The sequence below is a fragment of the Novosphingobium indicum genome (assembly GCF_014645195.1).
GTDB classification, from domain to species: domain Bacteria; phylum Pseudomonadota; class Alphaproteobacteria; order Sphingomonadales; family Sphingomonadaceae; genus Novosphingobium; species Novosphingobium indicum.
The window spans coordinates 153,159-178,756 of sequence record NZ_BMLK01000005.1 but is presented as its reverse complement, the minus strand read 5'-3'; the positions used below and the strand labels follow the sequence as shown (position 1 = coordinate 178,756).

Sequence of the window (25,598 nt, the reverse complement as noted above, 5' to 3'; positions counted from 1 at the left end):
ATCTGTTCCATGCTGCAATGTTCATGATTTGTTCGTTGCAGTGGCACTCGGCGAAGGAGCGATCTGATGGCGAAAAAGCAAAGCGACTACCTCGCCAGTCTTCTGGCTGAGGACGAGGTGGAAGCGGAAGCGCCAAAGAGCGACACGCAGGATGCAGCGATCCCCCTTCCCTCTCGCGGTGAGCCGACGCGCGCCAGTGCGCGTGCAGGCCTTTCGCTCCTCGGACGTGAGAATGCGCTGTCGCGGGTTGCAGCCGGCGAAGTCCGGCAAGTCACACAACTGCTTTTGGATCCGGCGCGTGTGCGGGTCTGGGTTGGAAATGCGCGAATTCAAGCAAAGCTCACTGAGGAGAATTGCCGCGATCTCATCGATTCGATCGTTGCAGAAGGTGGGCAGAAGGTTCCCGCCGTTGTTCGCCACATCAAGGACGATCCGGCCCACGACTATGAGCTGATCGCAGGAACCCGGCGCCACTTCGCCATCTCCTGGCTTCGGGCACATTCGTACCCGGACATGAGGTTGCTCGCGCAGGTTGCCGAACTCGACGATGAGGCAGCTTTCCGCCTCGCCGATATCGAGAACAGGGCCCGCAAGGACATCTCGGACATCGAGAGGGCGCGGAACTACGCTGCAGCACTCGAATTGCACTATGGCGGCAAGGCCGTCCGCATGGCTGAGCGGCTCAAGCTCTCAAAGGGCTGGCTTTCGAAGATGTTGAAGGCAGCCACGATCTCTGACGATGTGCTTGTTGCATTTGCCAACCTGCACGAGCTGACGCTCAATCCTGCTTACAAGCTGGCCGCCGCTCTTGACGACAGTGCGCGCGCGACCGCCATTCGAAAGGAGGCCAAGGCAATCGCTAGCGAGAACCAGGCGGCAGTAGACATTGGCACCCCTCCCCTCCCCGGCGCAGCAACCTTGCGTCGGCTCATGGCTGCAAATGCCGTGAAGGCTCCAGCACCGGTCGATTTGCGTATGGAGATTGCCGGACCGCACGGTAGGCCTGTGGTGGCCGTGAAGGCGGTCAACCGGCAGGGGATCACCCTGCACCTGCCGATGGCAAGCGGTGCAAGCGACGATGCTGTCGCCGAGGCAGTTCTGAAGGTTCTGGAAAGCCTTCGAGAGAACGGGATTTCGGTGAAATAGTGGACGGCGCGTCTGCTTTGGTCGGCGCAAGTGCCCGGAAGTTTCCTCGAGGAAACGTCTCGTGAGTCGCGCCCGCAAGCAAGCCGTGGGCGAGCAGTTCGATTTGTTTCTGCCGTATATCGCCGATCTCAACTTCCGCGATCAGCGGGAGATGATGGAGCGTCCGTTCTTCAGCCTGGCAAAGTCGAAGCGCATCAAGCCAATTGACTATAACAGCCCGGATGGGAAGCTGTGGGTCCATGTCAGCGCCAATCCTGATTATGGCATGGCCACGATCTGGGATGCGGACATCCTGATCTATTGCGCAAGCATGCTGGCCGACATGGCAAGGCGAGGGCAGAACGATATACCTCGTAAGCTCCATATCATGCCTTATGATTTGCTCCGGGCTATCGGGCGGCCAACGACTGGGCGAGCATATGAGCTGCTTGGCCAGGCTCTCGACAGGCTCGTATCCACAACGATCAAGACCAACATCCGCGCTGAGAATCGTCGCGAGGCAACGTTCAGCTGGCTCGATGGCTGGACGCAGCTAGTCGACGAACGCACCGAACGTTCCAAAGGCATGACGCTTGAGCTCTCGAACTGGTTCTATGAAGGAGTGCTCATGAAGGGCGGCGTGCTTGCCATCGACCGTGCCTATTTCAGCATCAGTGGCGGGCGTGAGCGCTGGCTTTACAAGGTAGCGCGCAAACATGCCGGCGGGGCAGGGGAGGGAGGCTTTGCCATCTCCATGCCGGTACTGTTCGAAAAGAGCGGCGCGGAAGGGGCCTACCGTCGGTTCAAGTTTGAGCTGCTGAAGCTTGCCGAGAAGAACGCCTTGCCAGGCTACGAATTGGTCGTCGAACAGTCCGCAAGAGGAGAACCACTCCTCCGGATGCTCCGTAACGACGCGAAAGGTGAAGGGTTGACGGTATCTGCCGAAGACATCGCCGAGGGTCGATCCGCGTTCGAACAGCTCGCAGGCAATGCAATGGCAGGGGAGGGCGCGACAACCGAACAGGCCGAGAAAGTTTCCTCAAGGAAACCTCCCGAGCCGGTGAAGCCTCCAAGAGATGAGGTAGAGGTTCTGGTCGACGCTCGCTCGTTGATCAAAAGCACCGTCGCCGGGCTCTCCGACGCCGCCACACGCGGCTTCATGACGGATGATACGATTGAGCTCCTCCGCCGCGAATGCCCGGGCTGGGACCTCTATAATCTGCATGCCGAGTTCGAAGCCTGGGTGAACGCTTCAGCCGAGCGAAGCCCGGTCAATTGGCAAAAAGCCTTCATAGGTTGGGTGAAGCGACATCACGAAAAGCACCGGCACGAATTGCGCGGCTGAGGCACTCGGGCCGCCGAGCGGAGCCAACGCAGCAGTGTCGATTGCCCCAGCAAACCGGTCAAATTTCAGGTCATCGCCAGTCTGCGTTCCCGAAGTGTCGTGTCGAGAGAACCTGGCGCTAAACCCGGAGTAGACCATTCAGCTCCCACGCACCCAATTGAATCACTTTGTGACGACCTCCGGCAAAACTGATTCAAAAAATCGTGCAAGCCTGCGGCATTGCGTAGCCTTTCGACACTTCAGGAACACAAAGCAGTCTATCAACGACACTCCGGGAACCAACCACCGACACATCGGGAACAGCACTCCCGACACAACGGGAACGGATTGTCGATACAACAGGAACGGTTCGATGCGACCGACTCGCGGATTTCTGGGGCAAACGCGCCAATTCCGCGCCATCTAACTTTCTAACAGTAAGATTTAACCCCTCTAACCCATCAGAGAAGTTCAATTTCATTGATTTGATCAGTGGAAAGGCGGGAGCGGCCAGGACATACTAACAAACCACGCAAACTGCCTACCGCGTGCGATCGAGCAAACGGTCGATCTCATCCATTGCCGCATCGAACTCGGCAAGCAGAGGGGAGGGCAGGGCGCCCGACCGCTCGCTGCTCATCTGGCTAGCTTTCTCATGTTCACCAGTGGCTTCCAGCAAGACCTTACCCTTGACCGTCTCGACCCGGGCCATCCCCGCATCGACCAGCGCATCGCGAACGGCATAGGTACCTCGCCGCGTAATCCCGAATGCCACACCCATCTGCTCGAGCCCCAGCGGAGCAAATCCCGCAAGCAACATCCATACCTGCGGAGCGCGCGCCGACGAACGCAGATGGCCAAGACTGTCGTGCATGCGCATCGCCTGCCTGCGGGCAGTCTCGGCAACCTCAATCAGCCCCTGAACACTTGCTGCCAGCCTCTCGGCCATCGCGATCCGCCGCGAGCAGGAGCCAAGCTGCGGCCCAAGCGCTTCCGCGGTCACCGCACCGGGGCAGGGGAGGGGGACCCGCCAGGTGCAACAGGACGCCAACAGACGGCCCAGAAGCGCATCCAATGCCCAGAGCGGAGTGCGGATACCCGCACGCTCGATCGCGACGTCACGGTCCAGCAGCGGCAGCACGGCAGCACCACGCTCAACGGGCGCGAACAGCGCGGATTGCCGAAGGCGCCGATTGAGCTGTTCGAGCGCCGCGAACGGCAGGCATGCGTCGGACGGGAGGGGACATTCGCCGATCAACGCGTGTCCGGCCTCAAGCGCCTCAGCGGGAAGCCCTGCAGCGTCGTTATCTCTGCCATCGGACGTGAACCGGGCAGCGGGAGATATCGTCTGGCTTGCCTCGCTGAGCGGTTCCCAGGTGTGATGGCCGAGTTCAGCAAGCAGCGCGCGGACGATGGCATGCGCGGGGCAGGGGGTGAGGGGGGTCTCCTGCGGGGCGCGGCTGAGCCCCGCGAACCAGTGCTCGAAGCGCATTTCGGCGTCGGTGAATCCCGATTGCAGCAGCGCGGCAATCAGCGCCCGGCGCAGCAAGTGCATGCAAAACAACGTCTTTTCGTCGCCGGAAAGGCCTGCGACGAGCCCGTCGAGCCGCCCCAGCGCCAGGGCGCAAGTCGCCTCAGCGAGCGCCGCCTCCTCAGCCGAAGCGTCGTCATCAAAGGCAAATGCGGTCAGCGGCTCCATGCCAAATGTGTAGTGAAATGCCTAACACTACACAAGTGCCTGGACGCCCTACACCCTCACATGGGATAATTGCACTTATCACATGTTGCTTATCTATAAGAAAGACGGCAGAATCGCTTGGCGATGGCCCCAGAAACCGCCCTTGATGACGATGACAAGCAAACGGGCGAAGCGCTGGCGCTCTCGCGCGAACTGGCGCTTGTGGCGCGCCAGCCGGGCACAGGCCCCAGCCCGGACCTGCTGGCCACCTATGCCCGTGCTGCCGCGCCCAACACCTTGCGCGCGTTTCGGTCGGATGTGATGGCCTTCGATCTCTGGTGCCGGGGCAGGGGAGAGAAGGCCGTTCCCGCCACGCCCCAAGCCATCGCCGATTGGCTTACGGTCCGGGCAGGCGAGGGGGCGGCGCCTGCTTCGCTGTCGCGCTACAAGGCCTCGGTCGCAAGGCTGCATCGCCTCTGCGGCCTTGCCGATCCTACTGCTGACGAACTGGTGCGGCTCACGCTCGCTGCGCACCGTCGCGAGAATGGGATAACCCAGAAGCAGGCGCGCCCACTGCGGTTTCGGGGGGCGGTCAAGGATCCGCTCGCGGACAGCCCACGCGGGCTCAACGTCAAGGCAGTGCTAGCATCGCTCGGGGAGAGTCTCACCGACCTGCGCGACAAAGCGTTGCTCAGCCTCGCCTATGACACGGGCCTGCGCGCCAGCGAACTTGTCGCGGTGCGAGTAGATGACGTAGGCGAGGCAATCGATGTTGATGCACGGCTGCTCAGGGTTCTCCGCTCGAAGGGCGACCAGGAAGGCGAGGGGGCCACTGCCTATCTGTCTCCACGGACCGTACGTGCTCTTGCAGACTGGCTCCAGGCTGCCGGGATGGGCGAGGGGCCGGTGTTCCGGCGGGTGATCGTGCGGCGCTATGCGGCCAAGCCGGCGTGCAAGGCCGGCAATTGTGCGAACCGGGGATGGAACGCACGCTGGGAGCCCGAACGGTTTGCAGCGAAAGCCGCAATGGGCGCGCGAGTCGAATACAATGTGGGGGAGGGCGCGCTCCATCCGGGATCGGTCACGCCGCTGCTGCGCGCCATGTTGCGCCGGGCATTCGAGGCTGGCGCGTTCGCCGATTTGGATGCGACGACGTTCGAAAAGCAGGTACATGAGGTCAGCGCGCACTCGACGCGTGTGGGGGTCAACCAGGACTACTTCGCGGCCGGCGAAGACCTCGCCGGGATCATGGACGCGCTGCGCTGGAAAAGCCCGAGGATGCCATTGCTCTACAACCGCAACCTCGCCGCCGAACAGGGTGCGGCGGGGCGATTGCTGAAGCGCATGAACTGAGGATGGGGTTGTAAGCCGAGCCTCGATAAGTGGCTGTTCTGACGAGACCGGGCCGTGTCCCGGGCGATGCGATTTCGGCGGCGTTTTTGGGTCGCCGGCGGTCGGCCCCTGCAGTGCGGAGCAGGGGTTAATTTTCTTCGATCCTATGCCGACAGATATCGTCTGTGCTGCTGGAGGTTCAATCTCGCAAGAGCATTGGCCGTGGAATTGCTGGCAAGTGGACGTCTTGCAATCGTCTGGCTGGCGCCAAGGTGTCCAAAAGTTTGATGTACGGATGCGAGCGGTTGTGGATATTCGCGCGGCAGTGACCGGCAGTAGCAAGGCTGATAGCATGGCGAAATTCCGTGCCGCATTTCGTGAGAAATCCTATGCGCCTTCATTTCGTGGCCGCAATCTTCACCTTAGTGTTTCTGATCTCATGTAGCCAGCATGAGCGGCGAGGCAGTGCGACCTCAACCGGTACCGACGAAGCAGAGACCATCTCTCATGACCTTGGCCCGTTCTTTTATGCTGAGACCGAAATGTATGACAATATGAGAGCGGCTATCGGGACCAGTTCAGGGGACAATTGGGTAAGGATGATGATCGCGCATCATGAGGGAGGTGCTGCGCTGTCGCGCATTGTTCTTAGGGAGAATCCTTCTTTATGCATTGCTGATCTGGCCAGAGAGACCATGAGAGTTCAAGAGGATGCTGTCGGCGTCCTCCGGGCGCTGGAGCGCGAAGGCCCCCTTGACGTGGAAAGTGCCTTCATATTTCTAAAGCCAATTCAAGCAATGCACGATGCGACAATGAGCGTGAATGGTGCCAATGCTTCGGAAATCTGGTTGCGAAAGATGATCGCACATCATCGTGGAGCGATCGCAATGTCCGAGGTTCTTCTGAAGGAGCCCGCTATTCCCCGGGAGACGGTCAATGCTGTCCGAAGGGTCCGTAACGCACAACTGAGTGACCTGGTGGTACTTGAGAGGGCACTTGCCGAGCCGGAACTAATTGACAAATCAGATAGGAGGGACGCTACCACGACTGTTCATGTGCGGACTTGCCCCAGCAAGGCGCCCGGATGACGCGAAGTGGCATGACCTCGACCGAAACTCGTACCCGGCTGGCGCCCTCGGTGGGGGCGCAAGCGGAGTTCTCGCGCGATCGGGGAAGCGATTGATGCGCCCGGCGAGCGCCTTGGTAGCCTGCCGGGCCCACGTGACCCGTTGATCGACAATGGGCAGTCACCACGGCGGTGCCCATTCTGCCCGAGCGGGAAGCAGCGTAACTTGTTTGCAAACCGCCATGATCGTGCCCAATCTCGGAATTAAGGGTGTCATGATCGAGGGGGGTGCGAGACTCGGATCTTAATCAAGGGCGGTGTGATCCGAAATAGCAACCGCAACGACGAGCGCCAGCGTGGCGTCTTCGATGCGCCTTTGCGCTTTGATTACGCGTTCGCCCGTATGGTGCGGCCAAAGCGCAGCTTCATGCTCGGGCAGAGAGGCATCGCCGGGGGCTTCGACCAATGGGCATCACCTGATACCGCCCGTTTCACCGCTGGAGAGTTCCAATGTACCAGAAAATTCTGGTGGCTTATGATGGATTGAAGTTCAGTCGGACTGCCTTAAGACACGGGTCCGATCTCGCAAGTCTCTGTAAGTCGGAATTGCATCTGCTGGGAATAATCGCGACAACGGGAAGTAGCGGGCTTGCCGAGGCATATGGAGAAATCGATGTCTGGGGGATGGAGCGTGAAGAGCTCGAACAAGCCCTGGACATGGCAGCCTTGGAATCCGGCAGGCAGGGGATGAAGGCCATCACCCTCATACGGCAAGGCGATCCCGGGCGTGAGATTATTGCCTATGCCCATGAAATACATGCTGACCTTGTTGTTCTGGGCCATTCAGAGAAGGGCATGATCGAGCGTTGGTTTGACGGATCGGTTGGCGGCGACTTGCTCAGACACCTTCCAGGCAACTTGCTCATCGCGAAGTCATAGCATTGACGCCGGTCAAGGCGGCGGCAATCGCGGCTTTGAGATCAGATTCCATTTCAAACCAGACAGACGGCCTCTTGAGCAGTTAGGGCCATCCACGTTCAATCATCGTGTTGTTGCTTTCTGGCGTGTTGGCTTCCTGGATCATGCCACGCGTCGTCGTGCCGCATTTCACGAGCGAGGCATCGTTGTCTCTGCGACCGGTGCCGGGCGAGCGTCAGCGGTGTGCGCGACTTCGGAATCTTGTGAATGAAATTGTAGCGGGCCACATGATAGCTTGGGTCAAAACCATAGAAATTGAGCTGCATACGGGCGAGTTCCTCGGCGCGATAAGCCGCAAGGGGCTTATTGGACTCATCCGCATCGCGGCGTCGTCGTTTCTCGGCAAGACGCGCTTGGAAATGCGAGTCCATCGCAAGCGTTCGAGCGAGCTGGGCAATCGCTGTCGGATCCTGCGCAGAAGAGGCGGGCAGGGCGTGGTCGACAAGGCCGAGGCGGCATGCTGCGTCGACACCGACCGGCAGGCGGGCCTGTGTCACCCGCCAGGCATTTTCCGCCCCGGCACGGCGTGGCAGCAGATAGGTCCAGTATTCCGAACCATAGAGATTGGCCATGTCCTTGTAGTGCGGATTGAGCACTATACCCTCGCGGGCCCACACCTCATCGGCGGCGAGCGCCAAGAACACGCCGCCGGCGCCGGCGTTTCCGCGGAGCGCGGAAACGACAAGGCGGTCGGCTGTCGTAATGATGTCGCGGGCGAGATCGTCCATGGCATTGATGTTGCGCCAGGACTCATCGGCCGGGCTGTCCGCGGCCTCGATCAGGCCGAGATGGATGCCGTTGGACCAGTAGTCGGGACCGCCCATGAGCACCAGCACACTGGTGGGGCGTGCGAGCGCTTGCCTGTAGGCCTTGCGCAACTCCTCGCACTGCGCGGTGCTCATGGCGCCGTTGTAGAACGCGAAGTGGAGAAAGCCGATGGAGTCCTCTTCCTTGTAACGGATCGGCGCATAGCCGGGCACTTCCGGCAGTGCCGCACTCTCCGCCGCAAAGACATGGGTTGCAGGCAGTTTCAGCGCCTGGTCGCGCTCCTCGCGCACATGGCCGACCCACACCGCGCCATCGCGCGTGGCACGGGCGAGCGCGCCATCACAACGGGCGATGACGGTGCCGGGCGGTCCGGAAAGGCTGATCGCGCCATGGGCGTCGTAGAGGCGGATAGCGCGGCCGAACAGCACGTCGCGCACGCCAGGTGAGCCATCGGCGCTGCGGATCTTGCGAAGCACCGCATCAGTCGTATCGCTCGTCCAATCGATTGCCCGGTCGCTCTGGCGGCATTGCTGGCGGGCTCGGCCGCACACCGCCGGATCGGCAGGGTCAGGCCGGCTCGGTGTCAACACACGGGATTCGATTCGTTCCAACGCCTCGAAAACAGCGGTCACAGCGGCGTCGGCCAGCTCACGGCGGTAAATGCTCGATTTCGTCGACTTCCGCATCGGGAAGCTGACCGACGCCCAAACCGGGCCGGCGTCCATCTCGGCCTCGGCTTCAAGCACGGTGACGCCCCATTCGGTCTCGCCCTCAAGCATGGCCCAATCGAGCGCCGACGGACCGCGGTCGCCGACGATGCCCGGATGAACGATGAGGCAGCGGCGGCTCTGCCAGACATCTTCGGGGATCGCGCGCTTGAGGAAAGGGGCGAGCACGAGGTCGGGATCGAACAGCGTCACCGCCTCGCGTGTGACCGTGTCGTTAATGTCGAACTCGACCGAGACCTCGTGCCCGCGCTCGGTCAGCTCGACATAGAGCCGCTGGGAGAGGCTGTTGAAGCTGTGACAGAGCAGCAGGATGCGCACGACCGGCCTCAGCAAATGCGGGGGAGTTGCTCGCCGGACAGCCAGTCGACGATGCGTCCGCCGCCAAAGCCCGTCGTCATCTCGACAAAGCGATTCTCGTCAGCGACTGCCTCGCCAATGATCGCGGCCGCGCACCCGAGCGGATGAGCGCGCATGGCCGCGAGCACGGCCTCGGCCGACTCGGGCGCTACGACGGCGACGAGTTTGCCTTCGTTGGCGACGTGAAGCGGGTCAAGCCCCAATAGCTCGCAGGCGGCGGTGACCTCCGGCTTTACGGGAACCGCCTCCTCGGCGATGCGAAAGCCGACTCCGGATTGCTGCGCGAGCTCGTTGAGCGTCGCCCCGAGCCCGCCCCGGGTTGGGTCGCGCATGACGCGCAGGCCCTGGCCGCCAGCCGTGACCATGGTGGCGACAAGTCCGTGCAGCGCCGCCGAGTCCGAGATGATCTCGGTCTCGAAAGACAGGTTCTGGCGTTTCGACATGACGGCGACGCCATGGTCGCCAATCGTGCCGGACAGGATCACCCGGTCGCCAGGCAGGGCCTTCTCGGCCGAGAGATCGAGGCCTGGCGGTACGACCCCGATGCCGGTCGTCGAAATGAACACGCCGTCGGCCTTGCCGCGCTCGACCACCTTGGTGTCGCCGGTGACAATCGGGACGCCGGCAGCGCGCGCGGCTGCGCCCATGCTGTCGGCGATGCGCTTCAGCTCGGCGAGCGCCAGGCCTTCCTCGAGGATGAAGCTGGCGGAAAGATAGAGCGGTTGCGCGCCGGCCATGGCCACGTCGTTTATCGTGCCATGCACGGCGAGCGAGCCAATATCGCCACCAAGAAAGAACAGCGGCGAGACGACATAGCTGTCGGTGGTCATCACCATGCGGCCTTGCGCGACGTCAAAGGCGGCCTGGTCGTTGCCACGCCGGAGCCAGTCGTTGTCGAAGGCCTCGTGGAAGAGGTCCGCGACGAGCTGCGCCATGGCGCGCCCGCCGGCGCCGTGGGAAAGGTCGACCCGGCCGTTCCGGATATCGAGCTTGCGGCGGTAGGCCTTAGGGCTCATGACGCCTCGCGGTCGCGGAAGCGACCATAGGTCCAGTGCGCCGCACAGGCGCCTTCGGCGGAGACCATGCAGGAGCCCATCGGTGTCTCGGGCGTGCAGACCGTGCCGAACAGCTTGCAGTCGGTCGGTTTCTTGACACCACGTAGGATCGCGCCGCACTCGCAGGCCGGGTTGTCGGGCGCGGGAAGGTACTCAATGCCGAAGTGGCGCTCGGCGTCGAAAGCCGCATAGGCATTCTTGAGGCGCAGGCCGCTATAGGGCACCAGCCCGAGACCGCGCCACTCGAAGCTCTTGCGTAACTCGAAAACCTCGGCGACGTCGGCTTTGGCCCGATCGTTACCCTGGGGCCGCACCGCGCGCCTGTATTGGTTCTCGACCTCGTGCCGGCCCTCGTTGACCTGGCCGATCAGCATCAGGATGGCCTGCATCACGTCGAGCGGCTCGAAGCCGGCGATGACGACCGGCTTCTCGAACTCCTCGGCGAAGAAGGCATAAGGTTCGGAGCCGATCACGGTCGAGACATGGGCCGGGCCAATGAAGCCGTCGAGGCGCACGCGGCCGAGTGTCCGGAGATCGGGGCTCTCCAGGATGTTCTGGATCGCCGAGGGCGTCAGCACGTGGTTGCAGAAGACGGTGAAGTTCTTGAGCTTCCTCTCGGCCGCGAGCCGGATGGCAAGCGCCGTCGGCGGCGTCGTGGTCTCAAAGCCGATAGCGAAGAAGACGACCTCGCGGTTGGGCTCAGCCTCCGCGATACGCAACGCGTCGAGCGCGGAATAGATCATGCGGATGTCGGCGCCGGTCGCCTTGGCGCGTAAGAGCGACATGCCGTGCGAGCCCGGCACGCGCATCAGGTCGCCATAGGTGCAGAGCGTTACCTTTGGGCGTTCGGAAAGCCGGATCGCGGCATCGATCCGGCCCACGGGCAGCACGCAGACGGGGCAACCGGGGCCGTGGATCAGCTGCACATTGCCGGGCAGCAGGTCCTCGATCCCATAACGCGCGATCGCGTGGGTATGACCGCCGCAGAATTCCATGAAACGATAGCTGGCAGCGGGGTCGGCCGCGCGGGCGATACGCGCGCCGAGGGCGCGAGCGATGCGGCCATCACGATATTCTTCGGCATGTCTCATAGCGGCGCCTCCGCTCGGGTGGCATCGAGCGCGGCAATCTCCTGCAAGCAGGCGAGGGTGCGCTGGGCCTCCGCCTCGTCGATGACGGTGAGCGCGAAGCCGACATGGACGAGGACGTAGTCGCCGGGCTCGGCCTCCGGCGTGTAGGCGAGATTGATCTCCTTGATGACGCCGCCGAAATCCACGCGGCCAAGCCGGGTCAGGGCATCGTCTCCGAAAGCGCTCAGGATGCGTCCTGGAATTGCTAGGCACATGGTGTTTCGCCTCGCTGGCTGGACCATGCCGCCCAGGTCGCCTGGCCGAGGGCGAGCCCGCCGTCATTGGGGGGAATGGACTCGTGCCAGATCGGCTCGCAGCCCGCAGCCCTCAGAGCGGCAACGGCCGCCTCGGTCAGGCGGGCGTTCTGGAAACAGCCGCCAGTGAGCGCCACGCAGCGTTCGCCCGTCCGCTGCGCGACCGCGGCAATGGCTGCGGCAAGCCCGGCATGGAATGCGGCTGAAATGGCGCCGGCATTCGTGCCCGCGCGCAGGTCCGCGAGACAGGTTTCGAGCGCCGGCCGCCAATCGACGATTAGGGGCTCGTCTTCGCTCTTCTCACGCAAGGGAAACTCATAGCATCGGGGGTCTGCCTGTCCCTCGGCAGCCCATTCCAAGGCCGCCGCCGCTTGACCCTCATAGTCCGCGCGCTGCCGGAGGCCGGTGAGCGCGGCGAAAGCGTCGAACAGCCGCCCCACGCTCGAGGTGAGGGGCGCGTTGACCTCTCGCTGGAGCTGAGCGCATAGCACGCTCCGTTCCGCCGGCGTGAAAGCGGCCATCGGAGCGAGCGCGGTCATGGCGAACGCCTTCTCGCCGAAGGCCTCGTAGAGCAGTCCGAGGGCGGCACGGCGCGACTCGCGCATTGCGGCGTCGCCGCCCGGCAGACGGAAGCGCCGGAGATGCGCCACGCGCCGCCAGCCTGCCGGGGTCACGAGGAGGAATTCGCCGCCCCAGATCGTGCGGTCGGGGCCATAGCCGGCGCCGTCCCAGGCAACGCCCAGAACCGGCGGTACCAGTCCATGCTCGGCCATGCATGCCGCGACATGGGCCAGGTGGTGTTGTACCGCGATGTGGGGGAGCCCTGTCGCCTCGGCTGCGTGAGCCGAGGCGTATTCCGGGTGCAGGTCGCACGCTACGAGGCGTGGTTCTATGTGCAGTAGCCGAACCGAGTCCGCCACCGCCCGGGCGTGGACCGTGCGCGCCGCCGCCGTCTCAAGATCGCCTATATGCCCGCTCATGACCGCGCGATCCGTTGCGCCTAGGACGACGGTCGTCTTCAAGTGCCCGCCCATGGCCAGGATCCCGGCTCGCATGCCTTTCACGGAAACCGATACAGGCGCATAGCCACGCGCGCGGCGCAGGATGAGTTCGCGTCCGCAGACGATACGCGCTACGGAGTCATCGACTGGCCGCGCGATCGGTCGATCATGGACCAAAAACAGATCGGCGATCCCGGCCAGTCTGCGCCTCGCTTCATCCTCTCCGGTAACTATCGGCTCATTGGCGAGGTTGCCGCTGGTGGCGACTACGGGGAAGCCGAGTTCACGCATCAGCAGGTGGTGCAACGGCGCATAAGGCAAGAGCGCGCCGAGCCATGGGTTGTCCGGCGCGACCGTGGTCGCGATCGGGCTGCACTTTCGCCGCACCAACACGATCGGCCGTGCTGGGCTGACCAGCAGCGCCTCCTCGACCGGCGAGAAATCACAGCCCTCGCGGAGCATGGTGAGCGAAGGAAACATCACGGCAAAGGGCTTTACTTCGCGCCGCTTGCGCTGACGGAGTCTTTGGACGACCGTATCGCTGCGCGCATCGACGATCAAATGAAACCCTCCAATCCCCTTTGCTGCGACGATCTGCCCCCGTCGAATGGCCGAAGCGGCCGCGAGCAAAGCTTCGTGTTCGCGGGCGACAACCTTCCCGCCCGCGGTCAAGAGGGCGAGCCGCGGACCGCAGGCGGGACAGGCGTTGGGCTCGGCGTGAAAGCGGCGGTTCTCGGCATTTTCGTATTCGGCAGTGCAAGCGGGACACATCGGGAAATGCCTCATCGAGGTCCGGACCCGGTCGTACGGTATGTCCTCGATGATGCTGTAACGGGGCCCGCATTGGGTGCAGTTGATGAAGGGATAGAGGTGACGGCGATCCGCAGGGTCGAAGAGTTCGCGCAGGCAATCTTCGCAGGTCGCGAGGTCTGGCAGCACTTCTGCCGTGCGGGCGCCAGAGACCGCGCTCGCACGGATCGCGAAAGCTACGTCACCGCGCCAGTCGATTTCGTGAGTCTCGATCGCGGCTACCGCAGCATTCGGGGGTGGTGTTTCGCGGATAAGGTGGACCAACGTGTCCACGTTCCGCGAATCGCCTTCCACTTCGACCGTCAGGCCCTGGGCCGAGTTCTCGACCCAGCCAAAAAGCTTCAGCGACCGCGCTTGCTGGTAGACGAAAGGTCGGAAGCCGACACCCTGCACAGCGCCGTGGACAAGGAGACGAACTCGCTTGCGTGCGCTTGTTCCGGTTTCGGTCGGAGAAGCCGGCCGGTTCATCCGTTCAGACCTCCACCTCTACGCTCTCCAGCATGACATCCTGAGCATCTGCGTCTTTGGTATCGTCCGACACGGTCACGTCCAATCTGGCGCCTTCGGCGATCGTGCCGGTGCTCGCCCGCTCGAAATGCTCGGTGAAATGCTCGACAGAAAAGTGACTCAGTGCGCCAAGCCAGACCGAGACGCCGGTGACGCGCCGCGCATGCTCCGCTTCTGCGATCTCTCCAATCTGGCGTATCAAGTTCTCCATCAGGTGGGATTCGTGCATCGTGGTTTCCTTCCCGGTTCCATGTCGTCGATAATCTCCGATCCCAGGCGCTGGACCACTTTGGCAACTGCCGCGCTGGCGGGGGGCGTTAGCGGCGCACCGAGGTCGAAACACTCACCCTCGATCGCGTAGACGATGCAGCGCGCCGGCAACTTGCCGAGCGCTCGGGCGAGTTCGACCGCCTCCGCAAGGCCGAACCCATGCGTCGACAGGCCACCCAGGCCTTGCGGCAGTGCCGCAGCGCTGACGTCGAAGCGGTACACTGTGCCCGCTGGCGCGCCGGACTGACAGGCATCGATCAGATAGGCAGCCGCTGCACCGTCAAGGCGGGCTAGCAACGCTGTTGCCTCGCCGTCGTGCTCGGTCACTTCGACGTTGTCCGGTGCCATCTGGAGCAAAAGACGAGCAACCTTCCGGCCCGCCGCGTCGTCGCCTCGCTCAGGATTGCCGATACCGAGCACGATCTGGCGGGAGACGGAGTTCGACATGGCTTATCCTCGATCAAGATCGAGCCGCAGGAAATGGGCCGAGCAGGAGATACAGGGGTCGTAGTTGCGAACCGTCTGCTCGCAGCGATGGCGAAGCTCGTCATCGGGCAAATCGAGAAAATCGCCGATGTAACTCGCGAGATCTTCCTCGATGCTGGCCTGATTCTGTGAAGTCGGCGGCACGATCCGGGCTTGGGCGATGAGGCCGTCCGACTCGAGACGATAGTGGTGATACAAGAGTCCGCGCGGCGCCTCGGTCGCGCCGTAACCGCTTCCGGCGCATGGTTCGACCGGTACGGCCGGCCGGTCAGGTTCCTCATAGGCAGAGATGATCCTGAGCGCTTCGTCACAGGCGTAGAGGACTTCTACGGCGCGCACCACGATGCTGCGGTAGGGATTGGAGCAGTTTCGCTCCAGGCCGGCTTCACGCGCTGCGTCCTGGGCAAGCGGCGAGAGGCAGTCGAAGTTGAGGTTGTATCGGGCGAGAGGCCCCGTGAGATACGTGCCGCCGCCCTTGAAGCGCGAGTGAAGCGCGGTTGAGCGTTCGACATGCGTCTCCTCGAAGTGGTCGTCGTACTCGGCGGCCGCGATGTCGAGTCCGCGGTTCGAGCTGATGCGCCCCTCATTGAAGGGATATTCCTTTCCATGACGCAAGGCGACGAAGGTATAGTCGCGTTCGCGCTCGGGAAAATCGAGGCTAGAGCTCCAGCGCACCGTCTCCAGCGCCGCGTCGCGTGCCCATTTCAGCTTTTCCGCGAGTGGGGCAAGCTCGCGCTTGCGAGGTGCACGGTAGAAGCCGCCAATCCGCACATTGATTGGATGGATCTCGCGCCCGCCGAGAAGCGTGACGATTTCGTTGCCAGCTTGCTTGAGGGATAGGCCGCGACGAACGACGTCGCCGTGATCGCGCGCCATGTCGATGGCACCTTCGTATCCAAGAAAGTCGGGAGCATGCAACATGTAGATATGAAGAGCGTGACTCTCGATCCACTCGCCGCAGTAGATGAGGCGTCGCAGATCGCGTAAGGATCCGGTCACCGTGATGCCGAGCGCGTTCTCCATCGCGTGGACCGCGCTCATCTGGTAAGCCACCGGGCAAATGCCGCAGATGCGCGCCGTAATATCGGGCGCCTCGTTGAAGGCGCGGCCGCGAAGGAATGCCTCGAAGAAGCGGGGCGGCTCGAAGATGTTGAGTTCGGCGCTCGCAACCTTCCCGTCGCGCACCACCACCTTGAGTCCGCCTTCGCCCTCGACCCGGGCGAGATAGTCGACCTTGATGGTCCTACGGGCCATGACGTTCGCTCTCTTCGCGGAAGGGCTCAGCGTTGGCGTTAAAGCTGCGATAGACGCGCTGCAGAGTGCATTCATCCATGCCAAGCTCGGCGAGCCGCTGGCTCAAGGGTGGCGCATTTGGCGTCTCCTTCGGCCCGTAGCAGCCATAGCAGCCACGATCGTAGGAGGGGCACAGCGCGCCGCAACCGGCGTGCGTCACCGGCCCTAGGCACGGCGTCCCATGTGCCACCATCACGCAGACGTTGCCCTTGAGTTTGCATTCGATGCAGACGCTGTGCGATGGCGTCACCGGCTGACGCGTGGCGAGGTAAGCCGAGATCACCTCGAGTGCCTGACGCTTGTTGATCGGGCAGCCGCGAAGCTCGAAATCCACCGGTACGTGATCGGCGATCGGCGTCGAGCTCGCCAGCGTATTGATGAATTCGGGGCGAGCGTAGACCACCGAGGCGTATTCTTGAACATCGGCGAAGTTGCGCAGCGCTTGGATACCGCCCGAGGTGGCGCAGGCGCCGATTGTTACCAGCACGCGCGAACGCTGGCGTACGTCTCGAATGCGCTGCGCGTCGTGGGGTGTGGTAATTGAACCCTCGACCAACGAGATATCATAGCGGCCAACGATCGTTCCACGGGTAGCTTCGGGAAAGTAGGCAATCTCCACTGCGGCTGCCATGGCGAGCAGTTCGTCCTCGCAGTCGAGCAAACTGAGCTGGCAGCCATCGCAGGAGGCGAACTTCCAGACCGCGAGCCGAGGCCTGTGTCTAGCGGCGACCATAGCGCTAGGCCTTGATGATGTTGCTCAGAAAGCCCGCAAGCGCGACTCCGGCGGCGACGACGAGATTCCAGACAATGAGGCCGCCGGTGAAGTTGCCGACCGTAAAGATATTTTCCATGGGCACGTTCATATGGAGGACGTAAGGCATCGCCACAGGACCGAGCCCTGGTATGAGACCGAAGGCGAGATAGCAGGCCGTCCAGGCGATGCTTACCCAGGCCATCGAAATCTTCATGGTGCGTATTGTACTCATGGTCGTTGTCCTCGTTCAGCTGTTTGCGTTGCAGCCCCAACAATTGCATTGGCACACCACGATGCCACCCCTGCGAAATCGGGTAAGCCTCAGATCTCCTTGAGCGCCAGGAGTTGGCTCACCCGGTCGTAACGGAAGACGGGGCCGTCCCGACAGACAAAGACGGTCCCGAACTGGCAGTGACCACACGAGCCGATGGCGCACTTCATATTGCGCTCCATCGAGAGATAGATGGCGTCGTCAGCAACTCCGGCGTCGCGCAAGCCGGTGATGACGAAGCGCATCATCACCTCGGGGCCGCAAACCAGTGCGATCGCGTGCCGCGGATCAAACGCGGCACGCGGGATCAGTGTCGTGACGACGCCGACATGGCCGCGCCAATCACTGATTGCATGATCGACTGTCACCTCGATGTCGATCTCGTGCCGCCGGAGCCACATCTCGAGCTCTCGCCGGAACAGGATATCGTTCGGACTGCGCGCGCCATGCAGAAGCACGATGTGACCATAGCGTTCGCGCTCGGCTAGGAGGCAGTAGAGTACCGGGCGCACGGGTGCGAGACCGAGCCCGCCTGTCACGATCATGACGTCCCGTCCGGCCGCTTCTGCCATCGGCCAGCCCGCGCCGAACGGCCCGCGCAAACCGATTGGCTCGCCAGGGCCAAGCCGCGCAAGCGCCGTGGAGACGGGTCCAACGGCCCGGATCGTGTGAACGAGGCGGCTAGGCTCGGCGGGATCGCCGGAGAAGCTAATCGGAACCTCGCCGACCCCAAAGGCAGTGAGCATATTGAACTGGCCGGGTGCAAAGAGGAGACCGTCCGCTTCTTCCGTTTCTATGTCGAGTGTCCAGACGTCCGGACCGTCGCGTCGGCGGCGGCGCACTCGCGCGAGCCGCGGTGCCATCGGGTCGGCGGTGGCCGTTGCTACGCGCATGGTTTCAACGGCCGGGCGCAGTAGACGTCGAGGGCCTGCAATCGCGAGGTCTGCAATCGCTGAATCAGCACCGGCATGAAGCGCTTCATCAAGTCGTAGCCGAGATCGTGGTCGGCCTCACATTTCTGGCGCAGGCAGGCAGCGTCCAGGGCTATCGCGCGCGTAAGTTCGAGCGCCTTCGCGTCATAGCTCCAGCGATAGGGTGGGATCAGCCAGGAGACGCCGACGACCTCGCCCGGCCCGAGAGTCTGGAAGGTCACGGCGCCGCGCTCCGGCGCGTGCAGTTCAAGGGAAACCCGTCCGTGTCGGATGAGGTAGAATTCGTTGGCCGGTTCACCCTCGTGGAACAGATACTGGCCTGCCTCGTAGCGGACGTTCTTCGCGCAGCCGCAGATCAGCGCACAGAATCCTAGGTCGAGCCCCGCGAAAAAGGGATGCTCCTTGATGATCCGTTCGAGCCCTTCCATGGTCTCGCTCCTCACTGCGGCTCGATTTCGCGGATCGCATTCACCTCTTCGGTGATGTCGATTCCCACTGGACACCAGGTTATGCAGCGTCCACAGCCGACGCAGCCCGATGTTCCGAACTGGTCGAACCACGTGGCGAGCTTATGGGTCATCCACTGACGGTAGCGAGAGCGTACTGTCGAGCGCACGCTGCCACCGTGGATGTACGAGAAATCCATTGTAAAGCAGGAATCCCAACGCCGCGAGCGCGACGTTTCGACTCCAGCCAGGTCGCTCGACTCCTCAACCGACGTGCAGAAACAGGTGGGGCACACCATGGTGCAGTTGCCGCAAGTGAGACATCGCTTGGCCACCTCGTCCCAACGGGAATGGCTGAGATTTCGCAGAAGAAGTTCATGCATGTCGTCTGATCGCATCTCCCGTCCCATCGAACCGGCTGTCCGCGCGACGATGGCCGTCGCAGCGCACAGGTCGTCCGTCGTGGCCGGACTGTTGTGGGGCAACTCGGCCAGGATCGCGCATCCAGCGTCCGTTCCAGCCTCGACCAGAAAGCGGTGTTCTTCCTCGCCGAGCATCTCCGTGAGCGCGAGATCGAAGCCGGCTTCGGCCTTGGGGCCGGTATTCATCGAAACACAGAAGCAGGTTCCACCGGCAACCGCGCAGTTTACCGCGACGATGAATGCATCCTCGCGCCGTGCGCGGTAATGCGGATCGACCTGTGTGCTCTGCAGAAAGACCTTATCCTGTATGGCGATCGCGTGGAGATCGCAGGCGCGGACTCCAATGAAAGCGAAACGCTCGTCAGGATCCGGTTCTGGGACAATACGCCTCCCGCCCGCATCGCGTTCAGCGCGCCACAGGCGCAGCACTGGCGGGTGCAGAAACTTCTTCCATGAATGCGGCCCCACGGCGTAGCCGAACAGGGCGTCGTTCTCGCGACGCGCAAGCCGGTAGCTCCCACCTTCCTGTGTATCGGTCCAGCCCTGCGGAAGATCGGTGATCGATGCTATATCATCATAGATGATTGCCTGGTCGCGGATGGTCGGGCCGACCACGCGGTAGCCGCGGCGCCGCAGCGCGCCGAGGAGCCCCTCTAGACCCTCTGTCGTCAGCACGGTCGGTTGGGCGGTTTCCATCGGTTTCGTCGCATTCGGCACCCTTGAGCGCTATTCCAGTGGTCTCCCTGCCGACCCGGCTGGACCTGAAATATCCGGCCGATCGACCCGTAATTCAATAATGAACAACTCCAATATCAGCGGCATCTCGGATCGACTTTAACCTCCATCAAGGAATCGTATTCTCAGATGGTCGGCGTCGACCTCGTGTGACTGCACGTGCGCGGCTGATGCGAACAGAACAGTAATTGGCGTCAAAGTGGAGACGTGTCTCATCGGTTGCATAAACTCCCCCTCAATCGAGCATTGTGGTCCGGGCTGCGCTTTCAGCAGCACTCCGCGGGTTTGGGGATTGCGCCGTGCTCCTGCGGCCTTGAACCTCATTCATCGGCGCGCCGCCGCGCGCATTCAACCATCGTTCAACCCCACGAGAAACTTGCCGATATATTCGGGGCTGTCGCGCAGAAGCGCCGAGGTGGCCTGCACCGCGTCCGCGCCCGCAAGCAGGTATTTACGACCATTCAGTTGACTTTGAAGGTAAACCGCCCGGTCACAGTGCGATTGTCATGCCCAGCGGCCGACCAATCGACCCGGTACCTGCCCTCGACCAACGGGCGCCGAAATCGCAGCATTATGGATTTCCCGTCCCTTCTCATCTGTGTGCCGACGATCGCTATCTTGGTTGGGGCGTGGTCCTGCATGAACCACGACCTGTGGGTATGATCATCGCCCACCATTCCCTTATGGGCGGAGCTATGCGGTGCGCCGGTCATGAAGACTTCCGCCCGCACGGATGCGGGGTTGATTGGCTCGTTGAACGTGAGCACGATCCGCGACGGATTCGATACCGTGGTGTCGGCATGCGGCATTGAGCCTACGAGACGTGCCTCTGCGAGCAGGGCCTTAGGGGCCAAGGCAGCCGCCAAGGCCACAGCCCCGGAGGTGATGAAAAGCTTTCGCATCGGGAACTCCACAACCTCGCTCAAGAGTGTACTTCGTGAAAGGATGCTTCAGCCGGACGTATTCCACACTGGGTTGGCTCCAGGCCTTCTTTCGGCGGTACGGTCTGTTGGGCCGCGCTCAAGGGCTTTGGTCGGATCCGGCGCCGTTGAGCGCGATTCCATGAACATGATCATCAGTCGGGGAGATCAGGAAATCCAGCTTGTTGAACCGCAACTCATTACAGCAGATTTTTAATATCAGCTGCACCTTGGATCGACCTTAACCTTCATCAAAGACTCGCAGTGTCCACAAGGCGAAATTTACCAACAATGATTCGCGCAAACGAGAAGAGGAGATCGGAAATGCCGGAGGCGAGCGTGTCGTGCAACGCGGAAGCGCAGCGCAAGCAGATAGAGGAGCGGGCATATGCCCTGTGGGAGAGCGAAGGAGGAGCCCATGGCCGCGACTTCGATCATTGGTGCCAGGCCGAGGCCGAAGTCATGGCTGGCGTTGATTCTGGAGCCGGCTCAGACCCATCGAATCCGGCAGCACGCTCGACCAGGAGCAAGAAGAAGTAGGCTTCAGGTGTCGCTGGGGCCAGCCCCGCCCCCAGCGACACGCCAATAACCAGACCGCGAAGTTCATAACGTCGCGGCTATTGAGATAGCGGCGAGTTCGGACATTGCCACTCAGCCGGTGAGGTCAGGGGTTCTTGGCACGATTAAACTCGACCTCACAAGCGAAGGTGCAAACCTGAGCACAATCGGGATAGCCGTCCACACAACACTCATCGGCGCGCACCGAGCGTGCGCGCGAACGAGATTCTGCCCGCGCCCACTCGGCGGGCGGCTCCTGGCAGCGCTGCCAAAATATCCTTCGACAGATCAACTGTAATGCCGGGAGCGGTGGATCGTCAAATAGTCATAGAAGACGGACCGCAAGATGAAAGCAGAAGGGACAACGGCATCGGACGAGGGAGGATGTGGGCCTGCCGCATTTCCAACCGCGTGAGCGGAGGCAAAGCAAGGACCGAGGGGCAGCCGAATGTCCTCGCCAGCCGCCGTTCGCAACTTTCACGCTGAGGTTCAAACGGTGATTTAGACGGAGACCTCGAGATGAGACAGCTGAGACATTTGCAAGGTCAGCCGCTGGTTCATGACGCCATGGCTTTTGTGCTCGCCGGAGGCCGTGGCAGCAGGTTAATGGAGTTGACCGACAACCGCGCCAAGCCTGCGGTACAATTTGGCGGCAAGTGGCGGATAATTGACTTCGCACTTTCTAACGCGATCAACTCAGGCATTCACCGCATCGGGGTCGCGACGCAATACAAGGCGCATTCGCTGAACTCTTACATGCAGCGCGCCAGGAACGTCCTGCATTCCAAACGCCACAAGAGCATCGACATCCTGACCGCCTCGCAGCGCTTTGGCGAATGTGGCGGGTACGGCGGCACAGCTGACGCCGTTTTCCAGAACATCGACTTCGTTGCCAACCATGCGCCGAGATATATGGTGATTCTGGCTGCCGACCATGTCTACAAGATGGATTACGAATTGATGCTGCAGCAGCACGTCAATTCGGGTGCGGATGTCACCGTCGGTTGCCTCGTCGTTCCGCGCATGGAGGCAACCGGGTTTGGCGTTATGGCGGTGGACGACAATGACGTCATAACCTCATTTCTCGAAAAGCCCAGGATCCCGCCGGCTATTCCCGGCGAGCCGGAAAAGGCGCTGGCGTCAATGGGCATCTATGTCTTTGATACAGACTTTCTCTTCGATCAGCTCCGCCGAGACGCCGAGACGCCCGGCTCCAGGCACGACTTCGGCGGTGACGTCATTCCCCACATCGTGAAGCACGGCAAAGTGGTGGCACACCGGTTCACCACGTCCTGCGTTCGCGCAGCAGGGGAGATGGAAGGATACTGGCGTGACGTTGGCACGCTCGACGCCTATTTCGACGCCAACCTCGACCTCACCGAGGCGGATCCGAAGCTGAATATGTCTGATTGTGACTGGCCGATCTGGAACGATCCTGTCGTTGCCCCTCCTAAGTTCGTCAGCGATGCGCAGGGACGGGGCGCCAAGGCGGTTTCGTCGCTGATTTCCCATGGCTGCGACATTTCCGGCGCCGTCGCACGGCGCAGTCTGCTTTCAACCGGTGTGGCGATGGGCCGCGATTCGAGCGTGGAAGAGGCTGTGGTGCTGCCTTACTGCGAGATCGGTCGCGGAGCGCGGCTCAGACGCGTGATCGTTGATTCGGGTGTGCATATCCCCGAAGGGCTCGTCGTCGGAGAAGAGCCCGAACTCGATGCCAGACGGTTCCGCCGCACTGAGAACGGGGTGTGCCTGATCACCAAGCCGATGATCCAAAGGCTGAATAGCTGTCATGGCATCGACCGTCTTGCCGACCGTTTCGGAAGTAGTGCGATTCATCGAGATCAGGAGGCTGCCTACCGGTCTCATGCTCAGGTTGTTGCACTGGGTGAGCCTCATGATGGCTTGGCAGGCTGTTCTGATGAAAGCGGCGGGCTGGGCTGTGGGCAGATGCCTGAACGCGCTTTGGTGTGAGTTCGGGAACCCCGAACGTATGGCCATCAGTCACGATTGCGCTGGCGAATGCGCCACATGAGTGGTCTTTCGATGTCATCCTCCCTTGATGCCTTCATCACCAGAAAGCACATCGCCTATTTCACGATGGAGCTGGCGGTCCGGCCGGAAATGCATACCTATGCGGGCGGGCTAGGTATTCTTGCCGGTGACACCGCCCGTTCCTGCGCCGATCTGGGGCTCCCGGTCGTCTTCGTGACGCTGCTGAGCCGCGCAGGCTATTTCAAACAGGTTATCGATGCCGATGGGCGGCAGACGGAGCAGCCGGATTGGTGGGATCCGGAACGCTGGTGTACGCCGCTCAACGCCATGGTGGCTGTCGATATCGAGAGGAAGCCGGTTTGGATTCGGCCCTGGCTCTATGTCCATACCTGTCCGCATGGCCACCAGATCCCGATCCTGCTTCTCGACACCGACCTCGATCAGAATGGGGCAGACGATCGTACGCTGACGCATAACCTCTATGGCGGGGACGAGGACTATCGCCTCAGGCAGGAGATCATCCTTGGGATCGGCGGCATCCGGATATTGCGGGCGCTCGGTTTCGATCTCCACACCTACCACCTCAATGAAGGTCACGCCGCGCTTTTGACCCTCGAGTTGCTCAACCGCTCGCGGGTCGCGCCCGAGGAGTTGATCGCTGGCGAATCACCGTTCGACATTGCGGAGGTTCGCGCCAGTTGCGTGTTCACGACGCATACGCCCGTGGAGGCAGGCCACGATCGTTTTTCCTATGAGCTGTTCGAGCGGCTGCTGCCCGGTTTTGTCGACCTCGATGAGCTAAAGCGCCTCGCAGGAGAGGATCGGCTCAACATGACTCGCCTGGCTCTGAAACTTGCAGGCTATGTAAACGGCGTCGCCCGCCGCCACGCCGAAACGACCGAACACATGTTCCCGGGATACCGGATCCATGCGGTCACCAATGGCATCCATCCCGGAACCTGGACGCATCCGGCCTTCGCGCAGCTTTACACCACACACCTCCCACAATGGCAGCACGAGCCCGAGATCCTCGTTCGTGCTCTTCAGCTGCCGGATGACGAAATCTGGCGTTGCCACCAATCCGCCAAAGGCGATCTCATCCGGCAGGTGAAGGAAAGCGCTGGCATTGCGCTCGATTCCGAGATCCCGATCCTCGGTTTCGCGCGCCGGATGACGGGATATAAGCGTCCATTGCTCCTCTTCGAGAACCTCGACCGCCTCATTGACGTGGCGTCGCGGCACCCGTTTCAGGTGGTGCTGGCAGGCAAGGCCCATCCGCAGGATGCCGATGGCAAGGAAGCGATCCGGCAGGTCCACGCGCTTGCCCGGCAGCTTCGTGGCAGGCTGAACTGCGTGTTCCTGCCGGATTACGACATGCAGATCGCCATGACGCTGGTCGCCGGCGCCGACGTCTGGCTCAATACACCGCTACCGCCCATGGAGGCTTCGGGTACGAGCGGGATGAAGGCGGCGCTTAACGGGGTTCTGAATTTGAGCGTCCTCGATGGCTGGTGGATAGAGGCCTGCGTCGAGGGTGTGACAGGTTGGTCAATTGGCCAGGACGGTGATGGTGCTCGGCAGCACGCCACCGCGCTTTATGATCAGCTCGACCACACCGTGCTGCCGCTCTACAGCGCCGATCCGGCGCGGTGGCGCTGGATGATGAAGCAGGCGATCGGCAACATTGCCTATTATTTTAACAGCCAGCGTATGATGCGTCGCTACGCTGCCGAGGCCTACCTTCGCTAGTCGCGGGCTTCCGGAAGGGCGGATGATCGCTGTTCGGCCTTCTCGCCGCCTTGGGGTACGAGGTCCCGACCGCAATTCATGCAAAACGGCTTTGGTGCGCCCTGCCGGTGTTTTGTCGCGCCCGGCCCACATTCATCGCAGGCCATGATGACCGCCGACGCCTTGGCTAGCTCAGCGGCATCGAGCCTGACCAGCCTCGAGACATCCACTCGGCAGACACCCGGTTCACGAAGCAGAAGCTTATAAAGCCCGTGCGGGGTCCATACCCAGAAGGAGGTAGGAGGTAAGCGTCGCACAGGACATCCAGCCACGCACTTGGCTGCCGCGTCCCGGGATGGCTTCGCGTACATGCAGCACGTCGCCGCGTGCGCCCCAGAGAAGAAATTTGCGGGCCTGCTCTGAAGTGATCGTGGCTGTCAGCAGCCGATGCCACCACGGCTCAAAGAGCGTCCATTCGCCAGGCCCTGCCGGGCGAATGGCGAAGACATGCTTATGCTTCTTGTTCGCGTATCGGTGCCACCATTGTTTCTGGAGACCGGGCACGAAACAGACGTACCAGCCTGCCGGCTTCAGGGGGACTGGCGATCCGTACTGGTCCAACTCGAGTTGGAACACCTCCAGGTCACGCCCCCTCGAGTTGCTGGGCTGCTCGGACTG

At 62.1% G+C, this 25,598-nt stretch carries 24 protein-coding genes; 8 read left to right on the top strand and 16 right to left on the bottom strand.

Going from position 1 to position 25,598, the window contains the following annotated elements; all coding sequences use genetic code 11:
- Window positions 1-66: 66 nt before the first annotated feature.
- Together IEX64_RS06800 and IEX64_RS06795 are read left to right on the top strand one after the other, a co-directional pair.
- Window positions 67-1,146, top strand: a complete 1,080-nt coding sequence (locus IEX64_RS06800; protein WP_188818898.1) for a ParB/RepB/Spo0J family partition protein — start codon at window positions 67-69, stop codon at window positions 1,144-1,146.
- Between the two features lie 61 nt (window positions 1,147-1,207).
- The gene (locus IEX64_RS06795) at window positions 1,208-2,470 is read left to right on the top strand and encodes a replication initiator protein A (RefSeq protein WP_188818897.1); all 1,263 of its coding nucleotides are present in this window, start codon (window positions 1,208-1,210) and stop codon (window positions 2,468-2,470) included.
- Between the two features lie 520 nt (window positions 2,471-2,990).
- On the opposite strand, the gene IEX64_RS06790 is transcribed toward IEX64_RS06795, so the two are convergent.
- Window positions 2,991-4,148: a hypothetical protein gene (locus tag IEX64_RS06790; protein WP_188818896.1), complete on the bottom strand. Its 1,158-nt coding sequence runs from the start codon at window positions 4,146-4,148 to the stop codon at window positions 2,991-2,993.
- A 123-nt stretch (window positions 4,149-4,271) separates the two neighbouring features.
- Between IEX64_RS06790 and IEX64_RS06785 the strand changes: the two genes are divergently transcribed.
- The gene (locus IEX64_RS06785; protein WP_188818895.1) at window positions 4,272-5,480 is read left to right on the top strand and encodes a site-specific integrase; all 1,209 of its coding nucleotides are present in this window, start codon (window positions 4,272-4,274) and stop codon (window positions 5,478-5,480) included.
- Window positions 5,481-5,848: 368 nt separating this feature from the next.
- Complete coding sequence (locus IEX64_RS06780) at window positions 5,849-6,547, top strand: DUF305 domain-containing protein (protein WP_188818894.1); 699 nt, start codon at window positions 5,849-5,851, stop codon at window positions 6,545-6,547.
- Between the two features lie 282 nt (window positions 6,548-6,829).
- On the opposite strand, the gene IEX64_RS06775 is transcribed toward IEX64_RS06780, so the two are convergent.
- A complete protein-coding gene (locus IEX64_RS06775; protein ID WP_188818893.1) occupies window positions 6,830-6,991 on the bottom strand; it encodes a hypothetical protein in 162 nt (53 codons plus the stop codon).
- 44 nt (window positions 6,992-7,035) lie between these two features.
- Between IEX64_RS06775 and IEX64_RS06770 the strand changes: the two genes are divergently transcribed.
- Window positions 7,036-7,464: a universal stress protein gene (locus IEX64_RS06770; RefSeq protein ID WP_188818892.1), complete on the top strand. Its 429-nt coding sequence runs from the start codon at window positions 7,036-7,038 to the stop codon at window positions 7,462-7,464.
- 98 nt (window positions 7,465-7,562) lie between these two features.
- Here the strand turns inward: IEX64_RS06770 and IEX64_RS06765 are convergent, their stop codons facing one another.
- The 14 genes from IEX64_RS06765 to IEX64_RS06700 all read right to left on the bottom strand — a co-directional run bounded on the left by IEX64_RS06765 (window position 7,563) and on the right by IEX64_RS06700 (window position 20,648).
- Window positions 7,563-9,317, bottom strand: a complete 1,755-nt coding sequence (locus IEX64_RS06765; RefSeq protein ID WP_188818891.1) for a hydrogenase maturation protein — start codon at window positions 9,315-9,317, stop codon at window positions 7,563-7,565.
- Window positions 9,318-9,325: 8 nt separating this feature from the next.
- Window positions 9,326-10,372 (bottom strand): hydrogenase expression/formation protein HypE, encoded by a 1,047-nt coding sequence (gene hypE / locus IEX64_RS06760; protein WP_188818890.1) that lies wholly within the window; start codon window positions 10,370-10,372, stop codon window positions 9,326-9,328.
- On the bottom strand, window positions 10,369-11,502 hold the full coding sequence (gene hypD, locus IEX64_RS06755) for a hydrogenase formation protein HypD (RefSeq protein WP_188818889.1): 1,134 nt from the start codon (window positions 11,500-11,502) through the stop codon (window positions 10,369-10,371). Before hypD ends, hypE begins: the two co-directional genes overlap by 4 nt.
- On the bottom strand, window positions 11,499-11,756 hold the full coding sequence (locus IEX64_RS06750; RefSeq protein ID WP_188818888.1) for a HypC/HybG/HupF family hydrogenase formation chaperone: 258 nt from the start codon (window positions 11,754-11,756) through the stop codon (window positions 11,499-11,501). Before IEX64_RS06750 ends, hypD begins: the two co-directional genes overlap by 4 nt.
- Entirely contained in the window at window positions 11,747-14,074 is a 2,328-nt protein-coding gene (gene hypF, locus IEX64_RS06745) for a carbamoyltransferase HypF (RefSeq protein WP_188818887.1), read from the bottom strand. The genes IEX64_RS06750 and hypF overlap by 10 nt, the downstream gene beginning before the upstream one ends.
- 4 nt (window positions 14,075-14,078) lie before the next feature.
- On the bottom strand, window positions 14,079-14,342 hold the full coding sequence (locus tag IEX64_RS06740) for a hydrogenase maturation nickel metallochaperone HypA (protein ID WP_188818886.1): 264 nt from the start codon (window positions 14,340-14,342) through the stop codon (window positions 14,079-14,081).
- Entirely contained in the window at window positions 14,324-14,830 is a 507-nt protein-coding gene (locus tag IEX64_RS06735; protein ID WP_188818885.1) for a hydrogenase maturation protease, read from the bottom strand. Before IEX64_RS06735 ends, IEX64_RS06740 begins: the two co-directional genes overlap by 19 nt.
- Window positions 14,831-14,833: 3 nt before the next feature.
- Window positions 14,834-16,123 (bottom strand): Ni/Fe hydrogenase subunit alpha, encoded by a 1,290-nt coding sequence (locus IEX64_RS06730; RefSeq protein ID WP_188818884.1) that lies wholly within the window; start codon window positions 16,121-16,123, stop codon window positions 14,834-14,836.
- Window positions 16,113-16,895 (bottom strand): NADH-quinone oxidoreductase subunit B family protein, encoded by a 783-nt coding sequence (locus tag IEX64_RS06725; RefSeq protein ID WP_188818883.1) that lies wholly within the window; start codon window positions 16,893-16,895, stop codon window positions 16,113-16,115. The genes IEX64_RS06730 and IEX64_RS06725 overlap by 11 nt, the downstream gene beginning before the upstream one ends.
- 4 nt (window positions 16,896-16,899) lie before the next feature.
- On the bottom strand, window positions 16,900-17,148 hold the full coding sequence (locus IEX64_RS06720; protein WP_188818882.1) for a hypothetical protein: 249 nt from the start codon (window positions 17,146-17,148) through the stop codon (window positions 16,900-16,902).
- A gap of 89 nt (window positions 17,149-17,237) precedes the next feature.
- Entirely contained in the window at window positions 17,238-18,080 is an 843-nt protein-coding gene (locus IEX64_RS06715; protein ID WP_188818881.1) for an FAD/NAD(P)-binding protein, read from the bottom strand.
- Complete coding sequence (locus tag IEX64_RS06710; RefSeq protein WP_188818880.1) at window positions 18,071-18,547, bottom strand: cyclic nucleotide-binding domain-containing protein; 477 nt, start codon at window positions 18,545-18,547, stop codon at window positions 18,071-18,073. The genes IEX64_RS06715 and IEX64_RS06710 overlap by 10 nt, the downstream gene beginning before the upstream one ends.
- 11 nt (window positions 18,548-18,558) lie before the next feature.
- On the bottom strand, window positions 18,559-19,683 hold the full coding sequence (locus IEX64_RS06705; protein ID WP_188818879.1) for a 4Fe-4S dicluster domain-containing protein: 1,125 nt from the start codon (window positions 19,681-19,683) through the stop codon (window positions 18,559-18,561).
- Window positions 19,684-20,183: 500 nt separating this feature from the next.
- The gene (locus IEX64_RS06700) at window positions 20,184-20,648 is read right to left on the bottom strand and encodes a copper resistance protein CopC (protein WP_188818878.1); all 465 of its coding nucleotides are present in this window, start codon (window positions 20,646-20,648) and stop codon (window positions 20,184-20,186) included.
- Between the two features lie 318 nt (window positions 20,649-20,966).
- Between IEX64_RS06700 and IEX64_RS06695 the strand changes: the two genes are divergently transcribed.
- The 3 genes from IEX64_RS06695 (at window position 20,967) to glgP (ending at window position 24,941) form a co-directional block, all read left to right on the top strand.
- The gene (locus IEX64_RS06695) at window positions 20,967-21,182 is read left to right on the top strand and encodes a DUF2934 domain-containing protein (RefSeq protein ID WP_188818877.1); all 216 of its coding nucleotides are present in this window, start codon (window positions 20,967-20,969) and stop codon (window positions 21,180-21,182) included.
- 537 nt (window positions 21,183-21,719) lie between these two features.
- Window positions 21,720-23,171 carry a glucose-1-phosphate adenylyltransferase gene (glgC, locus tag IEX64_RS06690; protein WP_188818876.1) on the top strand — a complete coding sequence of 484 codons (1,452 nt, stop codon included), beginning with the start codon at window positions 21,720-21,722 and terminating at the stop codon, window positions 23,169-23,171.
- 72 nt (window positions 23,172-23,243) lie between these two features.
- Entirely contained in the window at window positions 23,244-24,941 is a 1,698-nt protein-coding gene (gene glgP, locus IEX64_RS06685; protein ID WP_188818875.1) for an alpha-glucan family phosphorylase, read from the top strand.
- The last annotated feature ends 657 nt before the right edge of the window (window positions 24,942-25,598 follow it).

Coding starts and splice junctions, on each gene's coding strand:
- IEX64_RS06715 (WP_188818881.1), bottom strand. CDS start 18,080: ATGCGCGTAGCAACGGCCACCGCCGACCCGATGGCACCGCGGCTCGCG.
- IEX64_RS06740 (WP_188818886.1), bottom strand. CDS start 14,342: ATGCACGAATCCCACCTGATGGAGAACTTGATACGCCAGATTGGAGAG.
- IEX64_RS06730 (WP_188818884.1), bottom strand. CDS start 16,123: ATGGCCCGTAGGACCATCAAGGTCGACTATCTCGCCCGGGTCGAGGGC.
- hypD (WP_188818889.1), bottom strand. CDS start 11,502: ATGAGACATGCCGAAGAATATCGTGATGGCCGCATCGCTCGCGCCCTC.
- glgP (WP_188818875.1), top strand. CDS start 23,244: ATGTCATCCTCCCTTGATGCCTTCATCACCAGAAAGCACATCGCCTAT.
- IEX64_RS06785 (WP_188818895.1), top strand. CDS start 4,272: ATGGCCCCAGAAACCGCCCTTGATGACGATGACAAGCAAACGGGCGAA.
- hypE (WP_188818890.1), bottom strand. CDS start 10,372: ATGAGCCCTAAGGCCTACCGCCGCAAGCTCGATATCCGGAACGGCCGG.
- IEX64_RS06725 (WP_188818883.1), bottom strand. CDS start 16,895: ATGGTCGCCGCTAGACACAGGCCTCGGCTCGCGGTCTGGAAGTTCGCC.
- glgC (WP_188818876.1), top strand. CDS start 21,720: ATGAGACAGCTGAGACATTTGCAAGGTCAGCCGCTGGTTCATGACGCC.
- IEX64_RS06780 (WP_188818894.1), top strand. CDS start 5,849: ATGCGCCTTCATTTCGTGGCCGCAATCTTCACCTTAGTGTTTCTGATC.
- IEX64_RS06770 (WP_188818892.1), top strand. CDS start 7,036: ATGTACCAGAAAATTCTGGTGGCTTATGATGGATTGAAGTTCAGTCGG.
- IEX64_RS06720 (WP_188818882.1), bottom strand. CDS start 17,148: ATGAGTACAATACGCACCATGAAGATTTCGATGGCCTGGGTAAGCATC.
- IEX64_RS06710 (WP_188818880.1), bottom strand. CDS start 18,547: ATGGAAGGGCTCGAACGGATCATCAAGGAGCATCCCTTTTTCGCGGGG.
- IEX64_RS06750 (WP_188818888.1), bottom strand. CDS start 11,756: ATGTGCCTAGCAATTCCAGGACGCATCCTGAGCGCTTTCGGAGACGAT.
- hypF (WP_188818887.1), bottom strand. CDS start 14,074: ATGAACCGGCCGGCTTCTCCGACCGAAACCGGAACAAGCGCACGCAAG.
- IEX64_RS06735 (WP_188818885.1), bottom strand. CDS start 14,830: ATGTCGAACTCCGTCTCCCGCCAGATCGTGCTCGGTATCGGCAATCCT.
- IEX64_RS06695 (WP_188818877.1), top strand. CDS start 20,967: ATGCCGGAGGCGAGCGTGTCGTGCAACGCGGAAGCGCAGCGCAAGCAG.
- IEX64_RS06800 (WP_188818898.1), top strand. CDS start 67: ATGGCGAAAAAGCAAAGCGACTACCTCGCCAGTCTTCTGGCTGAGGAC.
- IEX64_RS06705 (WP_188818879.1), bottom strand. CDS start 19,683: ATGGAAACCGCCCAACCGACCGTGCTGACGACAGAGGGTCTAGAGGGG.
- IEX64_RS06790 (WP_188818896.1), bottom strand. CDS start 4,148: ATGGAGCCGCTGACCGCATTTGCCTTTGATGACGACGCTTCGGCTGAG.